Origin of the sequence: Photobacterium sp. 2_MG-2023 (assembly GCF_030547675.1) — a bacterium.
GTDB lineage: Bacteria > Pseudomonadota > Gammaproteobacteria > Enterobacterales > Vibrionaceae > Photobacterium > Photobacterium arenosum.
In genome coordinates, this window is the sequence record NZ_JAUOQQ010000019.1 from 12784 (window position 1) to 38290 (window position 25507).

Annotated in this window: 22 protein-coding genes; 6 read left to right on the forward strand and 16 right to left on the reverse strand. The window is 52.7% G+C overall.

Annotated features, from left to right (window positions below):
- The first annotated feature begins 4 nt into the window (after positions 1-4).
- Positions 5-1237, forward strand: a complete 1233-nt coding sequence (gene alr / locus Q4491_RS15065; RefSeq protein ID WP_218386562.1) for an alanine racemase — start codon at positions 5-7, stop codon at positions 1235-1237.
- 238 nt (positions 1238-1475) lie between these two features.
- Entirely contained in the window at positions 1476-2375 is a 900-nt protein-coding gene (gene rimK, locus Q4491_RS15070; RefSeq protein WP_237796069.1) for a 30S ribosomal protein S6--L-glutamate ligase, read from the forward strand.
- A 624-nt stretch (positions 2376-2999) separates the two neighbouring features.
- Here the strand turns inward: rimK and Q4491_RS15075 are convergent.
- On the reverse strand, positions 3000-4448 hold the full coding sequence (locus tag Q4491_RS15075) for an ATP-binding cassette domain-containing protein (RefSeq protein WP_303458556.1): 1449 nt from the start codon (positions 4446-4448) through the stop codon (positions 3000-3002).
- A 132-nt stretch (positions 4449-4580) separates the two neighbouring features.
- The gene (locus Q4491_RS15080; protein ID WP_303458558.1) at positions 4581-5489 is read right to left on the reverse strand and encodes a LysR family transcriptional regulator; all 909 of its coding nucleotides are present in this window, start codon (positions 5487-5489) and stop codon (positions 4581-4583) included.
- A gap of 206 nt (positions 5490-5695) precedes the next feature.
- On the opposite strand from Q4491_RS15080, the gene Q4491_RS15085 reads away from it, so the two are divergent.
- Positions 5696-6466, forward strand: a complete 771-nt coding sequence (locus Q4491_RS15085) for an enoyl-CoA hydratase-related protein (RefSeq protein ID WP_303458560.1) — start codon at positions 5696-5698, stop codon at positions 6464-6466.
- Between the two features lie 2 nt (positions 6467-6468).
- Here Q4491_RS15085 and wrbA read toward each other — a convergent pair whose 3' ends face one another.
- From wrbA to Q4491_RS15140, 11 genes are all read right to left on the reverse strand, one after another.
- Positions 6469-7071, reverse strand: a complete 603-nt coding sequence (wrbA, locus tag Q4491_RS15090; RefSeq protein ID WP_192017331.1) for an NAD(P)H:quinone oxidoreductase — start codon at positions 7069-7071, stop codon at positions 6469-6471.
- Between the two features lie 68 nt (positions 7072-7139).
- The gene (locus tag Q4491_RS15095) at positions 7140-7760 is read right to left on the reverse strand and encodes a DsbA family protein (RefSeq protein ID WP_303458562.1); all 621 of its coding nucleotides are present in this window, start codon (positions 7758-7760) and stop codon (positions 7140-7142) included.
- Between the two features lie 563 nt (positions 7761-8323).
- Positions 8324-8905, reverse strand: a complete 582-nt coding sequence (locus Q4491_RS15100; protein WP_303458564.1) for an RICIN domain-containing protein — start codon at positions 8903-8905, stop codon at positions 8324-8326.
- Entirely contained in the window at positions 8902-9381 is a 480-nt protein-coding gene (locus Q4491_RS15105) for a PaaI family thioesterase (protein ID WP_192017328.1), read from the reverse strand. The genes Q4491_RS15100 and Q4491_RS15105 overlap by 4 nt, the downstream gene beginning before the upstream one ends.
- Positions 9382-9389: 8 nt before the next feature.
- Positions 9390-10517 carry an acyl-CoA dehydrogenase family protein gene (locus Q4491_RS15110; protein ID WP_303458567.1) on the reverse strand — a complete coding sequence of 376 codons (1128 nt, stop codon included), beginning with the start codon at positions 10515-10517 and terminating at the stop codon, positions 9390-9392.
- A gap of 1 nt (position 10518) precedes the next feature.
- On the reverse strand, positions 10519-11643 hold the full coding sequence (locus tag Q4491_RS15115) for an NAD(P)/FAD-dependent oxidoreductase (RefSeq protein WP_192017326.1): 1125 nt from the start codon (positions 11641-11643) through the stop codon (positions 10519-10521).
- Complete coding sequence (gene asnB, locus Q4491_RS15120) at positions 11643-13589, reverse strand: asparagine synthase (glutamine-hydrolyzing) (protein ID WP_192017325.1); 1947 nt, start codon at positions 13587-13589, stop codon at positions 11643-11645. The genes Q4491_RS15115 and asnB overlap by 1 nt, the downstream gene beginning before the upstream one ends.
- Positions 13590-13653: 64 nt before the next feature.
- Positions 13654-14862 (reverse strand): hydroxymethylglutaryl-CoA synthase, encoded by a 1209-nt coding sequence (locus Q4491_RS15125; protein WP_303458571.1) that lies wholly within the window; start codon positions 14860-14862, stop codon positions 13654-13656.
- Positions 14863-15472: 610 nt separating this feature from the next.
- A complete protein-coding gene (locus tag Q4491_RS15130; protein WP_303458573.1) occupies positions 15473-16063 on the reverse strand; it encodes a hypothetical protein in 591 nt (196 codons plus the stop codon).
- Positions 16064-16354: 291 nt separating this feature from the next.
- Positions 16355-17995, reverse strand: a complete 1641-nt coding sequence (groL, locus tag Q4491_RS15135) for a chaperonin GroEL (RefSeq protein WP_192017322.1) — start codon at positions 17993-17995, stop codon at positions 16355-16357.
- Between the two features lie 41 nt (positions 17996-18036).
- A complete protein-coding gene (locus Q4491_RS15140; RefSeq protein ID WP_027254091.1) occupies positions 18037-18327 on the reverse strand; it encodes a co-chaperone GroES in 291 nt (96 codons plus the stop codon).
- A gap of 217 nt (positions 18328-18544) precedes the next feature.
- Here Q4491_RS15140 and Q4491_RS15145 point away from each other — a divergent pair, with 217 nt between their 5' ends.
- A complete protein-coding gene (locus tag Q4491_RS15145; protein WP_218386546.1) occupies positions 18545-19936 on the forward strand; it encodes an MATE family efflux transporter in 1392 nt (463 codons plus the stop codon).
- Positions 19937-20023: 87 nt separating this feature from the next.
- Here the strand turns inward: Q4491_RS15145 and Q4491_RS15150 are convergent, their stop codons facing one another.
- Together Q4491_RS15150 and Q4491_RS15155 are read right to left on the reverse strand one after the other, a co-directional pair.
- On the reverse strand, positions 20024-20578 hold the full coding sequence (locus Q4491_RS15150; protein ID WP_192017320.1) for an FxsA family protein: 555 nt from the start codon (positions 20576-20578) through the stop codon (positions 20024-20026).
- A 9-nt stretch (positions 20579-20587) separates the two neighbouring features.
- Positions 20588-20722, reverse strand: a complete 135-nt coding sequence (locus Q4491_RS15155) for a hypothetical protein (RefSeq protein WP_272872739.1) — start codon at positions 20720-20722, stop codon at positions 20588-20590.
- A gap of 226 nt (positions 20723-20948) precedes the next feature.
- On the opposite strand from Q4491_RS15155, the gene Q4491_RS15160 reads away from it, so the two are divergent.
- Together Q4491_RS15160 and Q4491_RS15165 are read left to right on the forward strand one after the other, a co-directional pair.
- Positions 20949-22799, forward strand: a complete 1851-nt coding sequence (locus tag Q4491_RS15160) for a protein-disulfide reductase DsbD (protein WP_303458577.1) — start codon at positions 20949-20951, stop codon at positions 22797-22799.
- A gap of 137 nt (positions 22800-22936) precedes the next feature.
- Entirely contained in the window at positions 22937-23575 is a 639-nt protein-coding gene (locus tag Q4491_RS15165) for a response regulator transcription factor (RefSeq protein WP_192017318.1), read from the forward strand.
- A gap of 4 nt (positions 23576-23579) precedes the next feature.
- Here the strand turns inward: Q4491_RS15165 and Q4491_RS15170 are convergent, their stop codons facing one another.
- On the reverse strand, positions 23580-25328 hold the full coding sequence (locus tag Q4491_RS15170) for a potassium/proton antiporter (protein ID WP_303458580.1): 1749 nt from the start codon (positions 25326-25328) through the stop codon (positions 23580-23582).
- Between the last annotated feature and the right edge of the window lie 179 nt (positions 25329-25507).

Below are 25507 nucleotides of genomic sequence, written 5' to 3' on the forward strand. Positions count from 1 at the left end.
TATAATGAAAAACTTTAAATTCTCACTGATTGCCCTCGCCATGATGGGGACCACTTCCGCTTCAATGCATGCGACTGCTGCGCCAATGCTGCCAAGCATTGAGCAGGCACACACCATGGAAGACGTTCAGACAGCCAATGCCTGGGTGGAAGTTGACAAGGCGGCGTTTGAGTCAAACATTGCGCATCTGCAAAACCATGTTGGCAGCAACACCGACATCTGTGCCGTCATGAAGGCCGATGCGTACGGGAACGGCATTGCCAATCTGCTGCCTTCTGTGATGCAAAGCGGCATTCCTTGTGTAGGGATCACCAGCAACGCGGAAGCCCGACTGGTCCGTGAGATGGGCTTTAACGGCCGCCTGATGCGCCTGCGTGCGGCGACCCCTTCTGAGATTGAAACCGCTGTTGATCTGGGACTGGAAGAGCTGATCGGCACCAAGCAGCAGGCAAAAATTATTGCCCGCATTGCGCGCCAGCACGGCACTGTGATCCCGGTACATCTGGCACTGAACTCTGCCAGCATGGGCCGTAACGGTCTGGAAATGCGCACCAAACACGGGAAGAAAGAAGCCAGAAAGATTGTCAATACCCGACATCTGCAGATAGTGGGCATCATGACCCACTTCCCGACCGAAGATCTGAATGAAATCCGTGACGGTCTGCACCAGTTCAAGCAAGACAGCCAGTGGATCATCAAGCACACGGATCTGGAACGTGATGATGTCCTGCTGCACGTAGCCAACTCTTTCACCACTCTGATGGTGCCTGAAGCTCAGCTGGACATGGTTCGTACCGGCGGCGCCCTGTACGGTGACACCACACCGGCGTTCCCTGAGTACAAGCGCATTGTGTCGTTCAAGACCCAGGTCGCATCCATCCACCGCCTGCCAAAAGGCTCAACCATAGGTTACAGCAAGACGGAAACGCTGGAACGCAATTCTGTGCTGGCCAACCTGCCGATCGGTTACTCTGATGCATTCCCTCGCTCAATGAGCCGTGTCGGTGAAGTGCTGATCAACGGTCAGCGTGCCAAAGTGCTGGGTTCAACGTCCATGAACACCACTATGGTCGACATCACAGATATCAAAGGCGTGAAGCCTGGCGATGAAGTGGTGCTGTTCGGCCGTCAGGGCCGCGACGAAATCACCATTGGCGAAACGGAAGACCATTCAGGCCGGATCCTGTCTGAAATCTATACCCTGTGGGGCACGTCCAACCCGAAAGTGCTGAAATAATTAAACTCTCCCCTGAGACCTTTCCCCCTTTGGTCTCAGGGGAGCTTTCCAGCCCGCTTATCTTCTGCCTTCCCTTGTTGAGTAAATTTTCTTCTCGTCACCATTAAAAGAGATCATGGTCCAACCTCTCGATTCTTGGTCACTTTCAGGGCATATTCTGCGTCCGTTTTACCGAGCAGAAATTCTAAGGTTGCCAGCCCCTCCGCTCGGATCCCTCCAGCTTTTTGACGAGAACACGATGAAAATTGGCATTTTGTCCCAGAACGCAAACCTGTATTCCACCCGACGCCTGCGCGAAGCCTGCGAACAACGGGGCCATGAAGCCGTGGTCATTAACGCCCTGCGCTGCTACATGAATATCAATTCTGTGCAACCTTCTATTCATTTTGAAGGTCATGATGTGGTCGGCATTGATGCCATCATTCCGCGCATCGGGGCCGATATTACTTTTTACGGCTGTTCTGTTCTGCGTCAGTTTGAAATGATGAATGTCTTTTCCATCAATCAGTCGATTGCGATTTCACGCTCCAGAGACAAACTGCGCTCCCTGCAGTTGCTGAGCCGCAAAGGCGTCGGCATGCCGATCACCGGTTTTGCCAGCAAACCTGACGATGTCAAAGATCTGATCAAAATGGTCGGCGGTACACCTGTGGTGATCAAACTGCTGGAAGGCACACAAGGTATAGGTGTGGTGCTGGCAGAAACCCAGAAAGCCGCGGAAAGTGTGATTGAAGCTTTCATGGGCCTGAAAGCCAACATCATGATTCAGGAATACATTGCAGAAGCCGGCGGTGCCGATATCCGCTGCTTCGTACTGGGTGACAAAGTGATCGCGTCAATGAAGCGCCAGGCCGCCGAGGGAGAATTCCGCTCCAACCTGCATCGCGGCGGCAGTGCTTCCTTAGTGCGTATTACTCCGGAAGAGCGCCGCACCGCGGTGGCGGCGGCAAAAGCCATGGGACTGAATGTGGCGGGTGTTGACTTGCTGCGCTCCAACCGCGGGCCGCTGATCATGGAAGTGAACTCTTCCCCGGGCCTGGAAGGTATTGAGCATGCCACCGGCAAAGACATTGCCGGTATGATCATCGAGTACATAGAAAAACACGCGGCTAAAAAACGCCGTCATCAGCAGCAATAAGCCTACGTATCGCGATTAGCTGCCTCTGACACCCAGGGGCAGCCAGTACAGACTTTTTCGACAAAAACACCAATAAGCTGACCGCTGTTAGTCCTCTCTGAAATGCCCGCCTGAAAATACAGATAAGATACTGATAATAAACAATTTTAAATTTCGTACAGCTTTTTCAGTTATTTTCCAGATGACGCTGATGCCGTCTTTTTCAGTGGCGGACAGAGTTTAGCAAAGCCATTAAGACAAGACCGTTATGATGAAACAGCTTTTACCTTTTAGAACAGCTTTTTTATGCACTTAATCAGAACTTACTAATTAAGACAACATTAAATAAACTTAACTAATTGATTTTAAATGAGATCGTTAAGCGTACAGCTTTTCCGGCTTTTTCCCTGGTGAACCCAGTCACGGTTAACGATGGCCCATGGCTAACAAAAATCACACAACAACCCTCTGGTACGGCTTTTTGCCTCACAGTCAGCATTTTACTGCTCAAAATCACATCTTAAATGGAAAAGTTAAAAAATCATTTTAAAGCAATGATTTTAAACGACAAAAAACACGTACAGCTTTTCAGGCAATTTTTCAGCTGAACCTTGTACCGGCATTTCAGGGTTCAGCATTTCACTTTTATGCAGAGGAATAAATGTTCACCCGGTAGCCCCCCTCAGGATCGTCGATAAAATCAACAAAATGCTTAATCGCCTCTAAAGCATCTTCTTCATGGTGCGTCACGTAGAGCAACTGGCTGATCTTCGCTGAGGCTATACGATTTAAGGCCTGATACACCAGCTTGCGATTGAGATAATCCAGCCCCTGATACGGCTCATCCAATATCAGTAAAGCAGGTTGTTTGATCAGGGCACGACCAATCAGCAGCAATCTTTGCTGACCATAATCCAGCTCACGGAAACTGACTTTTTCAAACTCCGCCATTTCAAGCAGCCCCAGCCATTCACGAGCCAGCAGCACTTCGCGCTTGCTCGGCTGCTGATACAAGCCGATGGAGTCGTAAAACCCTGACAGCAGTACATCCAGCGCCGGACAACCGACGCGGTATTGCAGGTGCAAGGCCGAAGAGACCACACCAATATGTTTTTTCACGTCCCAGATAGTCTCGCCACTGCCGCGCTTCATGCCCAGCACGGTCACATCGTTGCTGTAGCACTGCGGATGATCCCCCAGCACCAGTCCCAGTAACGTACTTTTCCCGCACCCGTTCGGGCCACGAACCTGCCAGTGCTGGCCTTGCTCGATCTGCCAGTTCACCCCGGAAAAAATCCTGGCGCCTACGTATTCCACTCTGGCATCCCGCATTGAGACCAGGGGGTTGGGGTAATCATGCGCCGCCTGATGGGCTTGTAACAAGGCCAGCATGGCGTCACTTTTTTGCCCGGACAAGGCTTTCATCTGCGCCATCACAGGGTGCGACAGCCAGGCATCACGGCTGAGCACCTGCGACAGCTGCTTCTCGTCAAACAACGCAACATGGCTGATAAACGGCGGCAACTCATCTTCCCGCGAAGTCACTATCAGTAGTTGCATCTGTTGCGACAGCTCATCGAGCAACTGCGACAAAGCCTGACGGTGCTGCACATCCAGACCGGCATAGGGCTCATCTAAAATCAGCAATGCTGGCTTGGTTGCCAGCGCGCGTGCCAGCATCACCCTGCGGGTCTCACCGGTAGATAGCTGACGAAATCCTCGCTGCCTGAGCCGGGTGAGATCTGTCTTTGCCAGCAGCGCTTCCAGCTCCGCTGAGCTGCACCCGGCTTCCAGCACCAGAGCTTCGACCGTGGTGCCGTAATCAATGCTGTCGGAAAAATCGGTCTCGTCTTTGTCCAATTCCAGATCAAGCAGCCTTTGCTGTTCATGCAATGAAATACAGGCAACAGATTGCGGCAGACCATGGATCTGGCCTTGTTGCAGCGTCAGTTCGCCACTGAACATTCTGACCAGCAGCGAAGCGGCATGACTGTGGGTGGAAAATATCCCCCAGTGCTGGCCCGGTTCAATGTGCCAGTTTGCGATATACAGTGATGCCGACTCGGTGTGATGTTTTAAATCCTGAATATACATAACGACTTCCCTTTGTCACTCATCCCCCCATAGTGCATAACTTGCTGGCTGATTTCTATGCGTTCCTGACTGTTAAGACAATAAAAAGGCCGACGTTGACACGTCAGCCTGACATACTCACATTCTGATTTCTCACACCAAGGCGGGACTCGGAGAGGATTCAATCATAGTTGTCAGGTTGCTGAACAACTCGAACAGGGTATTCACTTCCCCCACATGCGCCTGATCCGGGCTCATCCCCAGTTGCAACCTGACAACCCGGCTTTTCCCTTTGGTCAGATCAACCGGTACCAAATCACCGTCCTCCAGCTTATCGGCAATACTGTGCGCGGGTAACCAGCCGAACCCCAGTCCCTGCTCGACCGACGCCATCGCTGCCGTCAGGCTGCTGACCGTCAGTCGCTGGTGGGATCCCAGCCAGCCACTGTCCACATTCTGATTGCCTGAATCACGGATCACCACCTGGCGATAACGTTTGAGCTCCGGCTGAAATACCTGAGTTTCTGTTGCCAGCGGAAAAGAAGGGGCGCAGACACAAAGCAGTTCGATCTCAGCCAGGGGTTCCAGCACGGTTTCTTTGGGAAGACGGCCGGCAATTGCCAGCGACACGCTGCCCGACTCCATCAACTGCCCGGCACCGGATAACGAGGTTTCAAATACCCGTATCGAAACCATTGGATAGGCCTGATAAAAGCGCTCAAACACGCTCTGAATAAAATCGAACGGCAGCAGAACATCCACAGCCACATTGATTTCTGTCATCAGCTGCCCCTGGTATTTCGAGGCCAGCGCTTCAATCTGGGTTGCATTGTTATGTAAACTTTGTGCCCGCGGTAACAGACTGTGTCCCAGATCCGTTAAGGTAGATTTTCTGCCTTCGACGATAAACAGTGAATGCCCCAGTAAGGACTCCATTTTCTTGATGCTGTGACACACAGCCGACTGGCTTTTATTCAATTTCTGGGCCGCCTTCATTGCGCTGCCCTGCTCGGCAATCGCAATAAAAGCCCGCCACATTTCTAAGGTTACGCGCGCTGACATGATTGATATCCCTCTAACCCACTCACTCTCGTTATGTTTTTTTATTTGCTGAACATTTGCTGAACATTGACTGAAAACAAAGTTATAGTGCAACTTAACGATTAGCAACACAATGAGTAAAAATGAAATTGTGAACTCGATCTATGCAGCTACGGCATCTGCTGTCGGCCTGCCATAGAAAAACAACATCACGGAAGGGAGAAAACATGACTATTGAGTATTACCTTGACCACCGTGGCTGTGCCCACATCCAGCTTAGCCGCGAGCAGGTGCATAATGCGCTGAACGAACAAGTGATCGCCGGCCTGATCGCCATGATCGACCGGGCCCATCAGGAACAGGCGAAAGCTATTTTGTTATCCGGCCGCGGCAAACATTTTTCAGCCGGTGCCGATCTCGCCTGGATGAAATCGATGGCCAACAACTCGCGGGAAGCCAATCTGGCGGACTCCGCGCAGCTCGCGGCCCTGATGAGCACACTCAATAGCGCCCGAATGCCGGTGATCACTGTGGTTCAGGGGGCAGCCTACGGCGGCGCACTGGGACTGATCGCCTGCAGCGACATTGTGATAGCAGCCCGTAATGCCGCTTTCTGCCTCAGCGAAGTGAAGCTGGGCCTTATTCCGGCGGTGATCAGCCCCTATGTGATCAGGGCGATGGGGGAATCTCAGGCCCGTCGCTATTTTCTGACCGCTGAAGTGTTTGATGCTGAAGATGCCCTGCGTCTGGGGCTGGTTCACCAAATCAGCGATGAACCGGAACAGGTGGCGGAGCAGTTGCTGACGCAGATCCTGAAGAATTCACCTCAGGCATTGATAGCGGCCAAACAGTTAATTTCCGATGTTTCCGGCCGACCGATTGATGCAGAACTGATTGCTGAGACTGCGCAGCGCATTGCCGATATCCGCGTCTCTGAGGAAGGGCAGGAGGGGCTGGCCGCCTTTTTTGACAAGCGGCCGCCATCCTGGGTCAGTTAAGATTACTGGCTGAGTTTCTTGGCCAGCTTAGCCACATGCTGGCCTTGGAATTGGGCCATCGACAGTTCCTTGGACGAAGGCTGACGCGAGCCGTCACCGCCTGCGATACAGGCCGCGCCCAGCGGAGAACCGCCTTTGACTTCCGACAGATCAGTCAGCTCAGAGGCCGTGTAAGGCAGACCCACCACTACCATGCCATGGTGAAACAAAGTGGTATGGAATGACTGCAAGGTGGTTTCATTGCCGCCGCCGGTACCGGTTGAGGTAAACACGCTGCCGACTTTGCCAACCAGTTTCTTCTCAAACCATAACCCACCGGTCTGGTCGAGGAAATTACGCATCTGAGCCGCCATGTTACCGAAGCGGGTCGGCGTACCAAAGATAATGGCATCGTAATTCGCCAGCTCGCCAGGCTCGGCAATCGGGGCCAGCTGATCCAGCTGAATACCGGATTGACGGGCAATCTCTTCCGGCACCAGTTCAGGCACGCGCTTAACGTCGACCTGTACATCACTGACACTCTTGGCCCCTTCTGCCACTGCGTGCGCCATTGTTTCAACATGTCCATAGCTTGAATAATATAGAACCAGTACTTTTGTCGTCATTGTGCTATCTCACTTAAATGTAATTAGAAATCTGTCAGGTTTTCCGGTTATCCGGACTATCTCTGGTGTTATTGCAAAAACAGCTGATCGATTTGTTCGTTGGTCAGGGTGTCAGTCACCACATGCTCGCCGTTGACAATCAGGCTTGGAATACTGCGCAGGTTAAACTCTCTGGCTCGATTGAGATCGGCTTCTACCGCCTGGCGAACTTCATCGCTGTCCAGCGCTTTGGTAAAGGCCGCCGTATCCAGGCCGATGTTGCTCGCCGCGGCGATAATGACTTCACGGTCGCCAATGTTATCGTTCACTTTCAGGTGCAGGCGCTGGATTTCATCGAAGTAATCCCAGTGGGTGTCAGAATCGCCAAGCAACTCAGCCGCTTTGGCGCCCAGTGCCGCCAGATAACCGCTCGGGTACGAAAATGGCTGAGCACGCATGCCTTCAATATTAAAGCGGGTCGGATCATCCGCTCTTTGCTGGCAGGCAACCCAGTGGTTGAGGATTTCAGATTTGGCCGCCGCCAGAGAGCCAAAGCGCTGCACCATTTCCTCATCATTACGTTGCAGGACAAAGCAGCGTTGTTTGACTTCGACATCGGCACGTTCAACCAGCTTGCGCAGCCGTGGGCTCAGGACATAACACCAGCCACAGACTGCATCGTGAAAAAATTCAATCGTTACTTTAGACATAGCTTCGTTTCCTTTGAGTTATCTTGCTAACTGTTCTCTAAAGCCTGGCCAGGCATTGCTTGCTGTTCGTTAAGCTCGAAACTGATATTAGGAGCCCCCGCCTGATAAAAAAATTGAAAAGAGTGGCGCATTGATATCGAATTATTTCAAACAACCAAATAAGTAACTGATTTTAAATAATTTAAAAGCAATCCACTGACAGTAATGAAAGCAAAAAATGAATGAAAAAAAAGCGCTAACCTTGCTTACGGGCTGAAAAAAGCAGTGCTCAATAGCCAGAAAACTATACCGATTCAGCTCCGTTGCCTGCGCTTTCCCGGCAGACAGCGAAAAGGGAAATGGAGAGTACAGACAACCCAAGTGAACAAACGCACAGGGGGAACAAGCAGGCAGACAGCCAAAGCGGATAATCGAACAGACGGACAGCTGTTCAGAACGGAAAAGGGGCGACAGGATATATCGGACAAAAAAGCTTTCGGGCTGGCGCTGTTACTGACTGCGGCCCAGCCCGGAGGGATAGTAAAAAACGGAACACCAGACAAGCCACCACAACGGAACCCGCATCATGACTTGTCAATAAACTGCCAGCGGGCCAGCCGGGTGTCTTTGATCTGACAGGACTGCAGCGACAGGGGCCGCCAGCGATGCAGCGGGGATGAGGTCTGATCGGATTGCTCTCCCACCGCAAGGCACAACTCAGAGCCTGTCAGCCGGACTTCCCCGTCGTCGCTCCACTGAAATTTCTGCAGCGGCTGCGCCTGTAGAAAGTCGGAATGTTCACCGCAATCTCGCGCCATCAGTGCGGCACCCGGCAGGGCCTGAGTATGCGGCGCAATGGCGGTGAGGCACTTTTTATAGGCCGGCAGAAAGATTTCCCCGCTTTTCAGTAACGACATGGCCTGATCTCTGTATAAACCGTTTTTGCAGTTATGGGCGATTAAAGGCAGATCCAGCCGCTCATAAGGGCTGTAGCCAATTACATCCAGGCAAAAGCCGTCTTTTGGTCTGTCCAGCGGGTCGACAAGCTGAATCACGCCAATGGAGGGCGATTTCAGCGGTGCTGCCTGGGCTGTGGCGACGCTGGCGCTGAGAGTAACCGCCAGAGCGCCGGCCAGTGTGCCCAAAGAGAGCATCTTTTGCTTCATGCCGCCACCTCTGCTGTTGTGGTCAAAGCCTGACGGCGCTTGAACTTGCTGAGCTGAGCCGTCGCTATCAGGCTGCGAGCGCCGGATGCATTAATTTTGTAAGCCTCACAATGGCTGAACAGCAGGTTACGGCCATTGCGGGTAATGCGGGCTTCAAATTCTACCGTCTCGCCGCGCTTGGTCGCTGACATGATATTGGCGGAAAAATTATTGGTGATGGCGTACTCCCCGTCATCCAGGGTAGCGATGGTCGCCAGCATGCTGGTGACATCCATCATGGAGTAGATCACCCCGCCGTGCAGGGTTTGGCTCAGGTTATCAATCTGCTCAGTGACCGTCAGCCGCGTTTTGCAGTACTCAGGGGTCTGTGTTACCACCTCAATGCCGCAAAACTGCTGGTAGTTGTGGTTAATTAATGCCTCAGACAACAGCTGAGAATAGGCACTTAATGGCGCCGATTGTGCAGAATAAGTCATGGTTCTTCCTATTTGGTCAGAGAATGGATCAGTGATTTACCTATGATGTTCTGTAACACTTCCGTGGTGCCGCCGCCTAATGAGAGGATTTTGGCGTCGCGAAAGACCCGTTCCGGCAAATACCCCCTTTCACAGCCCCGGGCGCCGAAAATCTGTACCCCAAGGCTGGATACCAGATCCAGGGCACGGGTGGCATTGACCTTAGTGACACAAGCGGCCTCATCCGTCAGGCGCTCTTCTCTCAGCGCGGCCACACTTTGTGCGACCAGGGCGCTGGTGGCTGAAATCTGCAATTGCATCTCAGCCAGATGGTGCAATATGGCCTGTTTATTGTGCAGCGGCGCACCGTGAACCTGGCGCTTGTGGGCAAAAATCAGACTGTCGTCCAGCAGGCTTCTGGCGTCGCTGTTTGCCATAACGGCCAGATTGATCCTCTCCTTTTTCAGCATCATCTTCAGTGTGCCGAAGCAGGCCTGACTGCCGGCAATCAGACGGCCTCTGGCCATCTCCAGCCTGACGCTCGACACGTCCAGACATTGCCAGCCCAGGGTGGGAATTCGCTCTCCGGACACAGTACCCGGCTCCCGCTCGACCAGAAACAGCCCCATCTCTTGCTGGCCTGTTGCCCGATCGCCGTACTTCGCCAGCACCACAAAATAGTTCGCATGCAAACCGCCACAGATATAGCTTTTCTCTCCCGTAATCAGGAACTCATCATGTTGCGCCGACGGCACCGCCTGAGTAGTGATCGCAGCGATATCCGACCCGGCCTGAGGTTCAGTGATCGCCAGCGAAATGGTGGCGTCGCCATCGAGTACCTGTTCAATCACGGCATCAAACCGGCCATCGTTATGCTGGTGCAGCGCACTTAAGCTGACCAGGTAAGACGCCAGCCCCATGGCCAGACCCTGGCTGCCGCCGGCGGTCAGGGTTTCCACCAGCGCCACGGCACTGTCGGTATCGCGAAAGAGGCTGTCTTTGTCGCTATGGCCTAACCGCAATATCCCTTCGCTGCCCGCCATACTGTGCAGCTCCTGCGGGTACTCGCCCGCCGCTTCCCATTGCACGATATACGGCTTGATGTAGTGGTCCGCAAAGCGGTTGAGTTCTGTTACAAAAGATTGGTTCATCATCATGTTAAAATGCCGTTGTTCGGGCCAGTTCGTGAAAGCGTCCCATCACCTCGCCGAGACGCTGTTGTTTTTGCACGGTTTCTTTCTGGAAATAAAACAAGTCTGTCAGTTGCTCCATCACCTCGATTAACTGGCAGGAACGCTGTGCCACCCGGGTCTGGTAGCGCTTGAGTGCCGGTTGAATGTCATCAAAACAGCTGCCGTTCAGTGCCTGAGCCAGCATGAAGCAGTTTTCCAGTCCCAGGGTCAGCCCGTAACCCAGCGTAGGTAGCATGCCGTGAATACTGTCACCCAGTAGCACACAACGGCCGTTGTACCATTGATGACCCGGGGTGATGGCGTTGAGCGGCAGGGTCAATATGTTGTCTTCCCGCGTATTTTCGATCATCTCCAGCAGCGGTGCCGGCAGCCCTTCCAGGCGCTGCGCCATCTCGTTTCTGTTCAGGGTGGGCTGGTCCAGGTCATGCTGGTACGCCACGAACCAGTAACGGAAACGGGTGCTGTTATCGAGCGGATAAGTCACCAGCCGGGCCTGATCATGGGCGAAAATCTGGCACGCATTCTCTTCCAGAATGTCGCAGTCAAAGCAGGTCACGCCCCGGGAAGCGATCACCCCGGTGTAGTGCGGCTGACTGTCGCAGACATATTCCCTGACCTTGGATGAGATACCGTCGGTGCCGACAACCAGATCAAAAGATTCATAGTCACTGTGGTTGATTTCAATTTTTGCCTCTTCGCGGGTATTGATCACCTTGGTACAGGCTGCGCCGTAGCGGATGTCATCCGGGCCCAGCTCCTGTTTGAGCAGATTGAACAAACGCTGACGCTCAAACATCACAGCCGGTGCCGGAAAATCATGCCCCGGCATTTGAACCAGCTGGCGGTGCACTTCTTTACCGTGGCGATCCAACGTCACCAGCGAATCTATCGGCTGCCCTTCGTTAAGGAAGCTGTTGTCATTGAGAATGAAGCGCAGGATCTGTACTCCTTGCGGCCAGACGTAGATCCCTGTGCCTGAATCCCGCGGTTGCTCGCTGCGCTCGAACACAGTGACCTCATGCCCGAACTTTTTCAGCAGCAGTGCGCAGGCCAGTCCGTTTAATCCCGCGCCAACAATACCGATTTTCATTATGCCGCTTCCTTATACACAGACGGTGTCGATGCCAGGTTGAACTTACGCTGCAAGATGCACAGGCTGGTCAGCTCCATCAGCATAGGGTCGAGCAGTGCCAGACGCTGCGGTGACATTTTCGGCATCTCTGCCAGCAGGCGGCGTACTTTCTTGCTGTCGAAGAAAGGCAGTGCATCCAGGCTGGACGAGTTCAGGGTGTCGTTAACCAGTTCAAACAGCGGGCCCTGCTGCATCAGCGTGGAAGGCGGGGCGCGGAAGTAATGTTTTTTACGCTTATACAGCTCTTCAGGCAGGTAAGGCTTCATGGCTTCACGGAACACAAATTTTTCAGTATTACCGCGCACTTTCAGGTGCACAGGCAATGTCGCCGCCAGCTCCATCACGCGGTGGTCCAGCAGAGGCACGCGACCTTCTACGCTGTGGGCCATTTCCATGCGATCACCCAAAGTGGTCAGCACAAAGTTCGGCAGAAAAGACTTGGCCCACAGATACATAGAGCGGTGTACCGGGTCGATCCCTGCCAGCTTGCGGTGATCGAGCTGATTGAAGAAGATACGGTAGGGTTCGACATCACCAAATCTGTCGATCTGGCTGTCGGCATAGACGTTTTGCAGCTCTTTGAACCAGCCCGCCTGATTGTCGAGCCAGGATACCCCGTGCCCCAGCTGCTGCGTCAGCCACTCAACGTCCGCCGGCATACCTTGCTGGGTATAACCCGCCTGATTAGCCTTCATCTTCTGTAAGATGGCCTGAACATCGTCCGGGTTCTGGCCCTGGGTATTAAACAGCGCCATGTCGCGCTTAAAGTGCGGGTAGCCGCCAAAAACTTCGTCCGCCCCTTCCCCGGTCAGCACCACTTTGTTACCGGCATCCTGTACTATGCCGCTGAGAATATATTTCGCCACGCCATGAGCATTAAAAAACGGGGTCTCGTTATGCCAGACGGCTTTTTCAAAATTATCGGCCAGATCTTTTTGCGTCACAGGCACAGTATGGAAACGGGCACCGTTCTTCTCCGCCGCCAGACGGGCAAAACGGTTTTCGTCGTAATCTTCCATTTCACCAAAGGACAGGTTATAGGCATCAAACGGCTTGCCCGCCAGCTGAGTGGCCATCCCCAGAATAGCCGAGGAATCCACGCCCCCGCTCAGGTATACCCCAATCGGTACGTCCGCTCTCAGGCGCAGCTTCACTGACTCTTCAATGGCATCGTGCACCTGCTGAATGGCATCAGCATCAGACAGGGTACTGGCATTGAGCGTTTCCGCATCCGGGTAGTCGATATCCCAGTAACACTGCTGGGTCACACCGGAAGGCGTCAGGGTCATCATGTGCCCCGCCGGTACGGACTGCACATTTTGGAACAGGGTATTATTCTTGAGGTAAAACGCGCGGGTGTTGTAGGACGCCTCATCCCAGACAGCGCGGACGCCAGAATCAATAATGGCTTTGATTTCAGAAGCAAAGTAATAGCGGCCCTGATCTTCGGCCACGAATAAGGGCTTCACCCCGGCCCTGTCACGCATTGCAATCACCAGGTTTTGACGCTGGTCAAACAGCACCAGAGAGAATTCGCCCCGCAGTTTTTCCAGCCCTTTGGTGCCGTACAGCTGATAAAGGTGCAGCGCGATCTCGCTGTCCGACTGAGTCACGAACTTGCAGCCCTGACGAGTCAGCTCATAGCGGATTTTCTCAAAGTCATAAAATTCGCCATTCACCACAATATGCAATGCACCATCCGTGCTGTGGATCGGTTGAATACCGTTATCCAGGCCGATAATACTCAACCGGGTATGGCCCATAATCATACGCTGGTCATTAGACTGCCAGACCCGTCCTTCATCGGGGCCGCGGTGAATGATGGATTTAAGACCCTGCTCAATCTGAGCAGGTTTGATCTGATTAAGAGGATTCGCACTATAAACCGTTACAAAGCCGCACATGTTACTCTTCCTTATTAAACAAATAGTGGTATTGATTGGATGTTAAAAGTGGCGATGTCTGGCTTTAAGCCGCTTTGCTCATTGGCTCGAGCACACGTTCATAGACACGCTTGTTGTCGTGAATCGCGGCCAGCCTGAAGTTCGAGCCGGAAGTCGGGTTATAGCGAATGTTGGCCTGATCGTAGTCGCGCAGCTGGTACATATACTGACAATAAGTGTCGTAGCTGAGCGCGGTTCGTGCAGCCAGCTTTTGCTGATTCGCCAGGGTATTAATGGCGTGGCGGTAATTCTTATTCACAGTGCCCGAGAAGAATTCACCCACCGCGCCTGAGCCATAGCTGAAGAAGCCGATTGTCTGTCCCGTCAAATCCTGCTCAGCGTTATCAAGCAGAGACAGCAGGCCAATGTAGAGGCTGGCGGTATAGGTATTGCCAATTTCACGTCCGTATTGCTGGCTGATGCTGTAAGCGGCATCGGTTTTATCCGCCATCTGCTCAGGATACTGGGCGCTGAGGTGCTCAAAGGCTTTTTTGGCCATCTTAGTGAAAGGCTGATGGAAGCAGAGCCATTCGAGCTGATCCAGTGGCTTACCGCCGTTGACCAGATAGCCTTGATAGCTGCTTGTCATCACATTGAGGTAGGCATCTTTCGACAACTCGCCGTCCACCAGGGCATGTTTGAACTGGTTCGGGCGCCAGAAATCCATGATGTCGGCACTGTAGCAGCCGCGTTCAGCATCAATCTCAATGATGTCCGGGTCAGCGGTAATCAGCATGGCTACCGCACCGGCACCTTGTGTGCATTCACCCGGGGTGTTTTGCTGATAACGGGCAATGTCGCAGGCCACAACCAGCACTGACTCATCCGGACGGGCACGCACCATATCGCAAGCCATCTGTAATCCGGCCGTACCGCCGTAACAGGCCTGCTTCACTTCAAAAGCCCGGCAGTTGGGGTGAATGTCAATCAGTCCCATCAGATAAGCCGCACCCGACTTGGACTGGTCAACACCCGTTTCAGTGGCAAAAATGAGTGTCGAAATGGTGTTCACTTCTTCCGGTGTCATAGTATTCAGCACATCCTGCGCCGCATTGGCCGCAATCGAGATGGTATCTTCATCCGGCGTCGGTACAGCCATTTTTGACTGACCTATACCATGAAGGTATTTGGCAGGATCAATCTGATGGGCCTCAGCCAGTTTTTCCAGCGTGAGATAATTCTCTGTGGTGCTGAATTCAATGCGATTAATACCGACTTTGATTGCCTTGCTCATTTTTTCATTCCTTAATTTAAGTAAATTGACTGATTAATAAATGTCTCATTGCTTGTTGGAATTCATAATAGACAAGGCAGGTAAAAATAAAATTGAAAAAAATATAAAGCTATTAACCAAAAAATTAAAAGATAAACAAATCAAGAAATAAAAAACAATAAAATCAACACATTAAAAACAAAACTACGTCATAAAAAGAACAAAACAAAAGTAAAAAAACCAAGAAAAAGATTAAAAGCACCCAATAACAACTATATTTAAAGGTAATACAAATGACGAAGATAAATAAATTAACAAACCACTCATCAAAAATGTACTAGCAATAAACCAAAAAATGAAATTATTAACAATTAAGACAGTTTCTGCTTATTGATGAACCGCATAAAAACTATACTTTACAGAGATAGAGCAATGATGACAGCAATGTGCAAGGCAGCAAACTGCAAGCGATGACGTGCAGCTAAAAAGAGATGAGCAAGATAAGAGAAATAAAAAACGCAGAGCAGAAACCTGACTCGTGGCGCACCCATAACGATGTAGCACCCTGACACAGCATCAAAAAAGCCCGAGCCAGAAGGCCGGGCCTGAAAAACCGAATAAGCCGTAACCGCTACTGGCGGGTGATTACATAGGCATTATTCCCCATGCCAATGCCGACCCGGCAACTTGTAGAAAAATGGTGTCTGCTGCGGGTGTAGTTGGCAGGAATCGGCGAGTTGGCACACACAGTGAAACTGGATCTGTACTTATCGGCATACACCTGCGTGCTGCCGTTGACTGAGTTACCAGATCCAAAATTACAGGCCGGATTGTAGATGTTGGCGATAATCACAAAACCATCGTACACCCGGCTGTGATATCCGGCGCAAGTGTTAAACCGTGAACCGTCCTTCGGCGCTACAGTCAGAATGTAGGCATTGTCGCTGTGCTGCCAGCTGCCGCAATCGAAATTAACTGTAGTACTGGTGATGACATAGCCGTCAGGAATGAAGTCGCCCCGGCAAATGGTCATTCTTCTCGACTGCGCCCGGAACATGTCACTGAGACGCTCGTCAGACAACATCTGATCGCCCGGGATCTGATGGATCTGAGCATCCATATGATATTGATCAATAAAGCTTTGCTCTGCATCACCGGCATGACTACTCGTGGTGCCAAGAACGCAGCCGGCCATTAACAACGCCAAAGTGTGTTTAAACATAGTGCTCTCTCTGAAATACCGTTGAAAACACAGAGTCTTAAAGCAAGCTCAAGCACAAAGATATGGCAGAGTAGTAAATATGCAATAAAGCTAATAACAAAACTGTACTGATAGTCAGCATGGTTACAGACTGGCGCCCTAGCTGTCACTGATGGCCTAGCCAGCCACTCATCGGTCACCGTGACAGAGAACGCATGTGCTGTAATAGATAGAGGAAACCTCGCCTGCCAGAAACAAAGAACCCGCCATACGGCGGGTTCTTTTATCTTTTTCAGCAGGTGACGGGGCTGATTACATCATGCCGCCCATACCACCCATGCCGCCCATGGCAGCGCTCATGTCCGGCGCGTCAGCTTTAGGCAGCTCAGTGACCATGGCTTCGGTGGTGATCATCAGACCTGCTACAGAAGCGGCGAACTGCAGTGCAGAACGCGTCACTTTAGTTGGATCCAGGATACCCATTTCCAGCATGTCGCCGTACTCGCCAGTGGCCGCGTTGTAACCGTAGTTACCTTCGCCACGCTTCACTTCGTTCGCCACGACAGACTCTTCATCGCCCGCGTTACGCACAATTTGACGCAGTGGTGCTTCCATGGCGCGCAGCGCTACACGGATACCGACAGTTTGCTCTTCATTGTCGCCAGTCAGATTAGTCACTTTAGAGGCTGCACGAACCAGAGCAACACCACCACCGGCAACCACGCCTTCTTCAACCGCAGCACGGGTTGCGTGCAGGGCATCTTCGACGCGGTCTTTTTTCTCTTTCATTTCAACTTCAGTCGCCGCACCGACTTTGATCACAGCAACACCGCCAGCCAGTTTGGCTACGCGCTCTTGCAGTTTCTCTTTGTCGTAGTCAGAGGTAGCGTCTTCGATTTGCTGACGGATCTGAGTCACACGGCCCTGAATCGCCACTTCTTCACCATGACCATCAATGATGGTGGTGTTTTCTTTAGTGATAGAGATGCGCTTGGCCTGACCCAGATCTTCCAGCGTCACTTTATCCAGTTCCATGCCGATTTCTTCAGAAATCACAGTACCGGCAGTCAGCACCGCGATGTCCTGCAACATAGCTTTACGGCGATCGCCAAAGCCTGGTGCTTTCACCGCCGCCACTTTCACAATGCCGCGCATGTTGTTCACCACCAGGGTAGCCAGTGCTTCGCCTTCAACATCTTCTGCGATAATCAGCAGAGGACGAGAGGCTTTCGCCACCGCTTCCAGTGTTGGCAGCAGCTCACGGATGTTAGAGATTTTCTTATCTACCAGCAGGATGAACGGGCTTTCCAGCTCGACACTGCCTGCTTCCTGGTTGTTGATGAAGTAAGGAGACAGGTAGCCACGGTCGAACTGCATACCTTCAACCACGTCCAGCTCGTCATGCAGAGCCTGGCCTTCTTCAACAGTGATAACGCCGTCACGGCCGACTTTTTCCATCGCTTCGGCGATGATGTTACCCACGGTAGAATCGGAGTTGGCAGAGATAGTACCTACCTGCGCGATCGCTTTGCTGTCTGCACAAGGAGAAGACAGCGCTTTCAGTTCTTCTACCGCCGCAATCACGGCTTTATCGATACCGCGCTTCAGATCCATCGGGTTCATGCCCGCTGCGACCGCTTTCAAACCTTCGGTGATGATCGCCTGAGCCAGTACAGTGGCTGTTGTTGTACCGTCACCCGCCGCGTCATTGGCCTGAGACGCCACTTCTTTCACCATTTGTGCGCCCATGTTCTGGAATTTATCTTCCAGTTCAATTTCACGCGCAACAGAAACGCCATCTTTAGTGATAACCGGCGCACCGAATGATTTGTCCAGTACGACGTTACGGCCTTTAGGACCCAGGGTGACTTTTACGGCATCGGCCAGAACGTTGACACCTTCCAGCATTTTTACGCGAGCATCGTTACCGAATTTTACGTCTTTAGCAGCCATGTTTATCTTCCTTTCTTAATTCTTAATTCAAAGTGAATGGATTATTCAACGATTGCCAAGATGTCATTTTCAGACATGATGAGAACTTCTTTACCGTCGATCTTCTCAGACTTGGTGGCATAACCTTCAGCGAAAATAACGCTGTCGCCAACCTTAACGTCCAATGGCTGCACAGAACCATTCTCCAGAATGCGGCCCTTGCCTACAGCTAAAACTGTACCGCGGGTCGATTTTTCTGCAGCAGAACCAGTCAGAACGATGCCACCAGCAGATTTTGATTCAACTTCCTGGCGCTCAACGATCACTCGGTCATGTAAAGGACGAATATTCATCGGGTCGTCTCTCCTGATTTTGGTAATATTTATGGGTTGTTAGAAAGCAGGACGGTGTTTGATTCCATCCCGCCAAAACTGATACTTAGACATGTTGGGTCGTTTTTCTGGAACCCAAGTCCTGACGATGATTTTTTTTTACTTTTTGTGCCAGATTTTTTGCCCGATCACATTCTTTGCATTAGGGTGTGCAGGCAAAGACAGACCTGAGAGCCTTATGACCCAAACTGTACGACCTGATAAACACGGTTTACTGTCCGATCCTATCCCGGAAGTCCTGCGACGCCTGACCATCCCTATGGTGTTTGGCATGGTCGCTATCCTGATGTTTAATCTGGTCGATACCTTTTTCATTGCTTTGCTGGGTACCCAGGCTCTGGCGGCGGTCAGTTTCACCTTTCCGGTCACGTTTGCCATCAACTCCATCACCATGGGCGTGGGCGTCGGGTTATCAGCCTGCATTGGCCGCCTGCTGGGCAGCGGTAGCAGCCAGGCGGCGGCCAGAGTCTCCAGCCATGGTTTGTTACTGGCATTGCTGTTGGTGATCCTCGCTGTGATCGCCGGACTGCTGACCATCAATCCGCTGTTCCGCCTGCTGGGCGCGGAAGACAGCCTGCTGCCGATTATTCATGACTATATGGAAGTCTGGTATCTGGCGATCCCGCTGCTGGTCATTCCCATGGCCGGTAACAGTGCTATCCGGGCTACAGGCGATGCGAAATCGCCGGCAAAAATCATGATGCTGGCCGGAGTGATCAACGGCGTGCTCGATCCCCTGCTGATTTTTGGCTACGGCCCTTTTCCGGAACTGGGTGTGCGCGGCGCGGCCATTTCAAGCGGCGTTAGCTGGGCGTTTGCATTAGTCTGGTCGTTACGGATATTGATTGTGCGCGAAAAGCTGCTGGCGATACCGGATCTCCGGCTGATCGTTGCCGACTGGCGACAGATACTGCACATAGGGACCCCAGCCGGGCTATCCAACGCCCTGGCACCTTTATCCAATGCCCTGGTGATGGTCTTGCTGGCCAGCCAGGGCACCGCCTCTGTCGCAGCCTATGGCGCGGCTATACGGGTGGAATCGTTGCTGATGCTGGTCATGTTCGCCCTGAGCTCAGCCCTGATGCCTTTCATGGCGCAGAATTTCGGCGCAAAACAGCCCAGACGGGCCTTTGATGCCCTGTTCACGGCCATGAAATTCGCGTTGGGCTTTCAGTTGCTGGTGTTTGTGATGATGGTGCCGCTGAGCTGGCCCATATCGCTCATGTTCAGCCAGGATGAAGCGGTGCAGACCCAGCTTTGGCATTACCTGATACTGGTACCGGCCAGCTACGGATTGCTGGCCGTGTGCATGCAATTGATCAATGCCCTGAATGCCATGCATCTGTCCTTTCAGGCACTGTTGTGGAATCTTATCCGTCTGTTCGGTTTGTTGCTGCCGGCAGCCTGGGTTGGCAGCCGGTTAAATGGTACTGAAGGATTATTTACCGGGATCGCCGTAGCCAATCTGCTGTGCGGTCTGGCGGCACTGGGGTATGTACGCAGGCTGCACCGGCAACATGTCAGTTCAGGGCACCAACATGACGCAGGCTCGTCTTCACGCTCGCGATAGCTGCCGCTGACAGTTGCGCGTTTAATGGATTCCCGCCTACGCGGGAATGACATTTATTTCATTTAAATCAACAACCTAACAAATCACTCAGTGCAGCCGATGCTGATCATCGTCATCTGATTTGTCTTTCTTCTCTTTCTCGTCTTTGTCTTTGTCTTTGTCTTTGTCTTTGCGCTCATATTCGCCGTCAAATACATCACCGTTTTGATCGCGGTGGAATGGGTCGCGGTCTGAAAACGGCCCTTGCGGACCAAAGCCACCGCCAAAGCCGCTCTGATGCATGCTCTGCACTTTCACTTTAGTCATCAGAAACTTCGCCAGCGCGGCACGAGGCCCGGGCAGTAACACCACCAGCCCCATAGCGTCAGTCATAAAGCCCGGTGTCAGCAGCAGCACACCGGCTACCGCCAGCATCACACCTTCCACAATTTGCTGGGCGGGCAATTCCCCCTTATTTAGCCTGTCCTGCACCGACATCAGGGTCGCAATACCCTGGCTGCGAACCAGTGAAGCGCCGACCACGGCCGTCAGCAGTACAAGCAACAGGGTCGGCCACAGACCAATGACACCGCCAACCTGTACAAACAGGGCGATCTCTATGATGGGAACCAGAATGAATAAAAACAAAAGTACCGGAAACACAAACACCCCTTATAAAGGCTGGCGATTATTGAGGAAACGGCTGTCCACAGTTGAGCTGCAGCCGCATTGCGTAAAGATGCCGACTATGATGGCGAGATTGCCCTGATTTTCAACCATAGCAGCAGAGGCTTTTAGCTGGATCACCTTTTCTGCATCGATTTTTTGCCGCTGACTCGGCTGAGGCTCCGAAACCAACAGCGGTTAGTGCACTTCGCCAAGCCTGCCGGGAGCTATAATTGCCTGAGAACACAGACAATGAAACTCTGCCTGATTTCTCGGGTCTGACACATAGTCCCCATATGGGGTATATTGGCGACATGAAGGCGCCATCTTCAAGCCTATGACCCGAGACTGAACGAGCCCGAATCCGATGACTATACTGCGACACTTGCCCATTACGCGTTTATTTGTCTTCTGCCTGCTGATACTCAGCCTGCCGCTGCGGGCGGAATTTTCTCTGCCGGGGCTGACAGGTTCATCGAGTCAGAACAGTTTTGTCCCTGTTGATCAGGCCTTTGCCTTTAACTTTTCGCAGAACACCGATCAACTGGTGCTCGACTGGCAGGTCAAACCGGGTTACTACCTGTATCAGCATCAGTTTTCTGTGGTGGCAAACGGGGCAACCATAGGCGATATCCGTTTGCCGGCAGGCACACCCTACAAAGATGAGTTTTTCGGCGAGGTACAGATATACCCTGAATCTCTGGCACTCACAGTGCCCATTGTACAGGCCAGTGACAACGCGACCCTGACCGTCCGTTATCAGGGCTGTGCCAAGGCCGGTTTCTGTTATCCCCCCGAAACACGCGAGGTGCCTCTGTTTGCTACCGCCTCCGCCGCGGGTACGCCGTTGTCTGGCCAGGAGCCGGTCAAAGCCAAGCTGATAGTAAGCACTGACAATCAAACAGCAAAAGTGGCATCAGCCCAACCGCTCAGCGACAGTGCGCCACTGAGCCAGCAGGATCAACTGGCCAGCGATCTGGCGCAGCAGTGGTGGACGCCGCTGCTGTTTCTGGCGCTGGGCATAGGGCTGGCGTTCACGCCCTGTGTGCTGCCTATGTACCCGATCCTGACCGGTATCGTATTGGGCCGTGGCCAGCTCAGCAGCGGACGCACGTTCACTCTGGCTTTCACCTATGTCCAGGGTATGGCACTGACATACACCTTACTGGGGTTAGTGGTCGCTTCGGCGGGCATGCAGTTTCAGGCGGCCTTGCAACATCCTTATGTCCTGATTGGCCTGAGCATTCTCTTTGTCGTATTGGCATTGTCTATGTTCGGCGTCTACAACCTGCAACTCCCTTCCAGTGTGCAGACCTGGCTCAATCAGCTGAGCAATCAGCAGAAAGGCGGCCAGCTCGGCGGCGTATTTGCGATGGGCGCCATTTCCGGCCTGGTTTGCTCGCCGTGCACCACAGCGCCCTTGTCCGGCGCCTTGATTTACGTTGCCCAAAGCGGCGACTTACTGACTGGCGCGGTCGCACTGTACGCTCTGGCGATGGGGATGGGGATCCCGCTGATGCTGGTCGCCATGTTCGGTAACCGCCTGCTGCCGAAAGCAGGCGCCTGGATGGACAGCGTTAAAATATTCTTCGGCCTGGTGCTGCTGGCTGTGCCGCTGTTCCTGCTGGAACGCATTCTGCCCGCAAACCTGATGCCGTATTTATGGGCCGCATTCGGACTGGGTGCCTTCGGTTGGTTGTACCATGTGAAACAAGGTATGGCCCATTCCTGGCGCAGCAGTCTGGTGGGTGTCATCGCCATTATTGGTCTGCTCGTTTCCCTGCAGCCCGTCTATCAGGGACTGACAGGCACTCAGCCACAAACCGTGCAGCAGAACGCGCCAGAGATCAGCTTCCAGCGCGTGGCCAGTATGGATGAACTCAATTCAGCGCTGGCTCAGGCCAAAGCCGAAGGTAAACCTGTGATGCTGGATTTTTACGCTGACTGGTGTGTCGCCTGCAAAGAGTTCGATAAGTACACTTTCCACGATGCCAGCGTGGCGCCAGAATTACAGCGTTTCGTCCTGTTGCAGGCCGACGTCACCGACACGAATCCGGACGACATCAAGCTGCTGCAAAAGATGAATGTGCTGGGTCTGCCGACGCTGGATTTCTGGCATGCTGATGGTGAACAGGCTCCGAAAGCCCGCCTGACCGGTTTCGTTGAAGCTGAGCCCTTTCTCGATCACCTGAAAGCCAACCAGCTGATAGGCCAGTAAGCAGAAAAGTATTCTCTTAAGGCATAAAACACCCCCCAAATACACACGGGAACGGATCCAGTTCGTATCTTGGGGGGAACAAATTGATCTGGCATTTCAGCAATGCTAGCGTTAGGAAAAACAAGAAGCTTAATGTCATGGACGCTCAGTACACTATAGTCATTGCCGATGACCACCCGCTGTTTCGAAACGCCCTGTTTCAGTCAGTACACATGGCGGTCAGCAAGGCCAATCTGCTGGAAGCAGATTCTCTCGATACACTGTTACAGCTGCTTGATAAAGAACCGGATGTTGATCTTTTGCTGCTGGATTTAAAAATGCCGGGTGCCAACGGCATGTCCGGTCTGATCCAGCTTCGCGCCCAGCACCCGGAACTGCCGGTCGTGGTGGTGTCTGCCAATGAAGAAGCTTCCGTCATCCGCCAGGTCCGTCATCACGGTGCTTTTGGCTTTATTCCCAAATCCAGCGATATGCGTGAACTTATCAGCGCACTGAATCAGGTGCTGGACGGAGAGCCTTATTTTCCGCCGGGTATCGGTGAAGATGAAGACAACCCCGAGCTGGATGCACTGGCGGCCCGCATCGCCACCCTGACTCCGCAACAGTACAAGGTCCTGTGCATGCTGTCCGATGGCCTGCTCAACAAGCAGATCGCCTACGAACTCAATGTCTCTGAAGCCACCATCAAGGCGCACATGACGGCCATTTTCCGTAAGCTCGGGGTAAAAAACCGCACTCAAGCGGTTATCCTGTTAAATGAGCTCAGTGACGAGTAAGTAATCACTCACCGTTATCACCTTGTTCCGCCTCTTCTTCTGGCAGGCGTAAGCCGACCTTAGTGACCTGCCAGTCGGCGATATCTGCCACCACCCAATGCAAGCCATTCCACTCAAAGTTATCCCCCAGTACCTGATTGGTCCCCAGATGCTGAATAACCAGATCTTTCAGTGTCATGGCTGGATTGACTTCCCCTAACTCCAGACCATAAGCGATGGCGACATCAACCAGCCGGGCTTCGGCATCCAGAAAAAAGTCACCAAAGAAACGCGCCAACTCGGCTTTCTCTGGGGCTTCACTGAACAGCTGACTCAGGGCTTCCAGATCTTTCTCCTGCGCCAGCACACACAAGGTATCCCCCTCTTCCAGCCGGGTACTGCCCGATGGGTGCAGCAATTGCTGCTCGCGGAACACAGCCGCAATCCGGGTGCCCAGCGGGAGTGACAAGTTACGTAAAGGCTCACCGATACACCACTTATCGGCTTTCATTTTGTAGACAAACAGCTCCCACTCACTGGTTGGAAACACTTCCACCCCGGTGCGGAACACAGGTTCGGGACGAGGCGGCAGCTCGACTTTGGCCAGCGACATGGCTTTGGTGAGGGTTCCCCCCTGCAGGATCAGCGATACCATGACCACGAAAAAAGCCAGATTGAAATACAACTGAGCATTGGGCAGTCCGGCCATCATAGGAAAAACCGCCAGGATAATGGGCACGGCGCCGCGCAGGCCCACCCAGGAAATAAACCATTTTTCCCGTGCCGTGAAGCTGCGAAACGGCAGCAGGCTAATCCAGACCGATATCGGACGGGCAAAGACAATCATCCCGAACGCCAATGCCAGTCCGGGCAGTGCAATCGCAATCAGATTTGACGGGGTGACCAGCAGCCCTAGCACCAGGAACATACAAATCTGGCTGAGCCAGGTCATGCCATCCAGCACATTGAGAATAGAATGACGGCAGCGGGTCGGACGATTACCCAGCAGCAACCCCACCAGATAGATGGATAAAATACCGCTGCCGCCCAAGGTGTTTGAAATGGCAAAGATCATCAATCCGCCGCTGACCGCCAGAATTGAGTACAGCCCCTCTGGCAGATGATTACGATTAATCAGGCGCCACAACAGCCAGCCTCCCGCCAGTCCGGCGATGGCACCTATGCCAAACTGCTTGACGAAACTCAGGGCCAGAAAACCGGCGCTGAACTCAGTTCCCTGACTGCTGAGCACCGCAATCAGGGTCACGGTCAGAAACACCGCCATGGGATCATTGGTGCCCGATTCAATCTCCAGGGTCGAGCCTACCCGCTCATTCAGGCTGCGCCCTTTGAGCAGGGAAAACACCGCCGCGGCATCGGTTGAGCCGACAATCGCGCCAACCAGAATGCCCTGCAGCGGCTCCAGATCAAACAACCAGGTTGCCATCAGGCCGGTCAGCGCGGTAGTGATCGCTACCCCTAAGATGGCCAGCGCCACGGAGGGCCATAAGGCGACCCGGAAACTGGCCACCCGGGTCCGCATGCCGCCATCAAGCAGAATAATCGCCAGCGCCAGGTTACTGACCAGATACGCCACAGAATAATCATCAAACAAGATACCGCCCGGGCCGTCTTCACCGGCCATCATGCCGACGATCAGAAACACCAGCAGAATTGGAATGCCTAATTTGGATGATACCGGGCTCAGGAGAACACTTAACGCAATCAGTAAAGCGCCAACCAGAAAAAAACCGTTAATGGTAATCGCGTCCACTCATCCTCCAAAGATTATTATTAATTCAGCAACCTGCTAACAAACCGGTTGCTCCTGTATTTTGCCCTAATATACAGCGACATTAAGAAAACTATATGTAAACAATTCCCCGATATTGCCAGTATTTAACGCTTACCAAACACTGTTTCGCCCGCGAATATTCGGAACGGAGTCATGGT

Coding starts and splice junctions, on each gene's coding strand:
- Q4491_RS15160 (WP_303458577.1), top strand. CDS start 20,949: ATGACTATACTGCGACACTTGCCCATTACGCGTTTATTTGTCTTCTGC.
- Q4491_RS15125 (WP_303458571.1), bottom strand. CDS start 14,862: ATGAGCAAGGCAATCAAAGTCGGTATTAATCGCATTGAATTCAGCACC.
- wrbA (WP_192017331.1), bottom strand. CDS start 7,071: ATGACGACAAAAGTACTGGTTCTATATTATTCAAGCTATGGACATGTT.
- Q4491_RS15140 (WP_027254091.1), bottom strand. CDS start 18,327: ATGAATATTCGTCCTTTACATGACCGAGTGATCGTTGAGCGCCAGGAA.
- Q4491_RS15115 (WP_192017326.1), bottom strand. CDS start 11,643: ATGAAAATCGGTATTGTTGGCGCGGGATTAAACGGACTGGCCTGCGCA.
- Q4491_RS15165 (WP_192017318.1), top strand. CDS start 22,937: ATGGACGCTCAGTACACTATAGTCATTGCCGATGACCACCCGCTGTTT.
- Q4491_RS15080 (WP_303458558.1), bottom strand. CDS start 5,489: ATGTCAGCGCGCGTAACCTTAGAAATGTGGCGGGCTTTTATTGCGATT.
- Q4491_RS15105 (WP_192017328.1), bottom strand. CDS start 9,381: ATGACTTATTCTGCACAATCGGCGCCATTAAGTGCCTATTCTCAGCTG.
- groL (WP_192017322.1), bottom strand. CDS start 17,995: ATGGCTGCTAAAGACGTAAAATTCGGTAACGATGCTCGCGTAAAAATG.
- Q4491_RS15130 (WP_303458573.1), bottom strand. CDS start 16,063: ATGTTTAAACACACTTTGGCGTTGTTAATGGCCGGCTGCGTTCTTGGC.
- asnB (WP_192017325.1), bottom strand. CDS start 13,589: ATGTGCGGCTTTGTAACGGTTTATAGTGCGAATCCTCTTAATCAGATC.
- alr (WP_218386562.1), top strand. CDS start 5: ATGAAAAACTTTAAATTCTCACTGATTGCCCTCGCCATGATGGGGACC.
- Q4491_RS15075 (WP_303458556.1), bottom strand. CDS start 4,448: ATGTATATTCAGGATTTAAAACATCACACCGAGTCGGCATCACTGTAT.
- rimK (WP_237796069.1), top strand. CDS start 1,476: ATGAAAATTGGCATTTTGTCCCAGAACGCAAACCTGTATTCCACCCGA.
- Q4491_RS15145 (WP_218386546.1), top strand. CDS start 18,545: ATGACCCAAACTGTACGACCTGATAAACACGGTTTACTGTCCGATCCT.
- Q4491_RS15110 (WP_303458567.1), bottom strand. CDS start 10,517: ATGATGATGAACCAATCTTTTGTAACAGAACTCAACCGCTTTGCGGAC.
- Q4491_RS15100 (WP_303458564.1), bottom strand. CDS start 8,905: ATGAAGCAAAAGATGCTCTCTTTGGGCACACTGGCCGGCGCTCTGGCG.
- Q4491_RS15085 (WP_303458560.1), top strand. CDS start 5,696: ATGACTATTGAGTATTACCTTGACCACCGTGGCTGTGCCCACATCCAG.
- Q4491_RS15095 (WP_303458562.1), bottom strand. CDS start 7,760: ATGTCTAAAGTAACGATTGAATTTTTTCACGATGCAGTCTGTGGCTGG.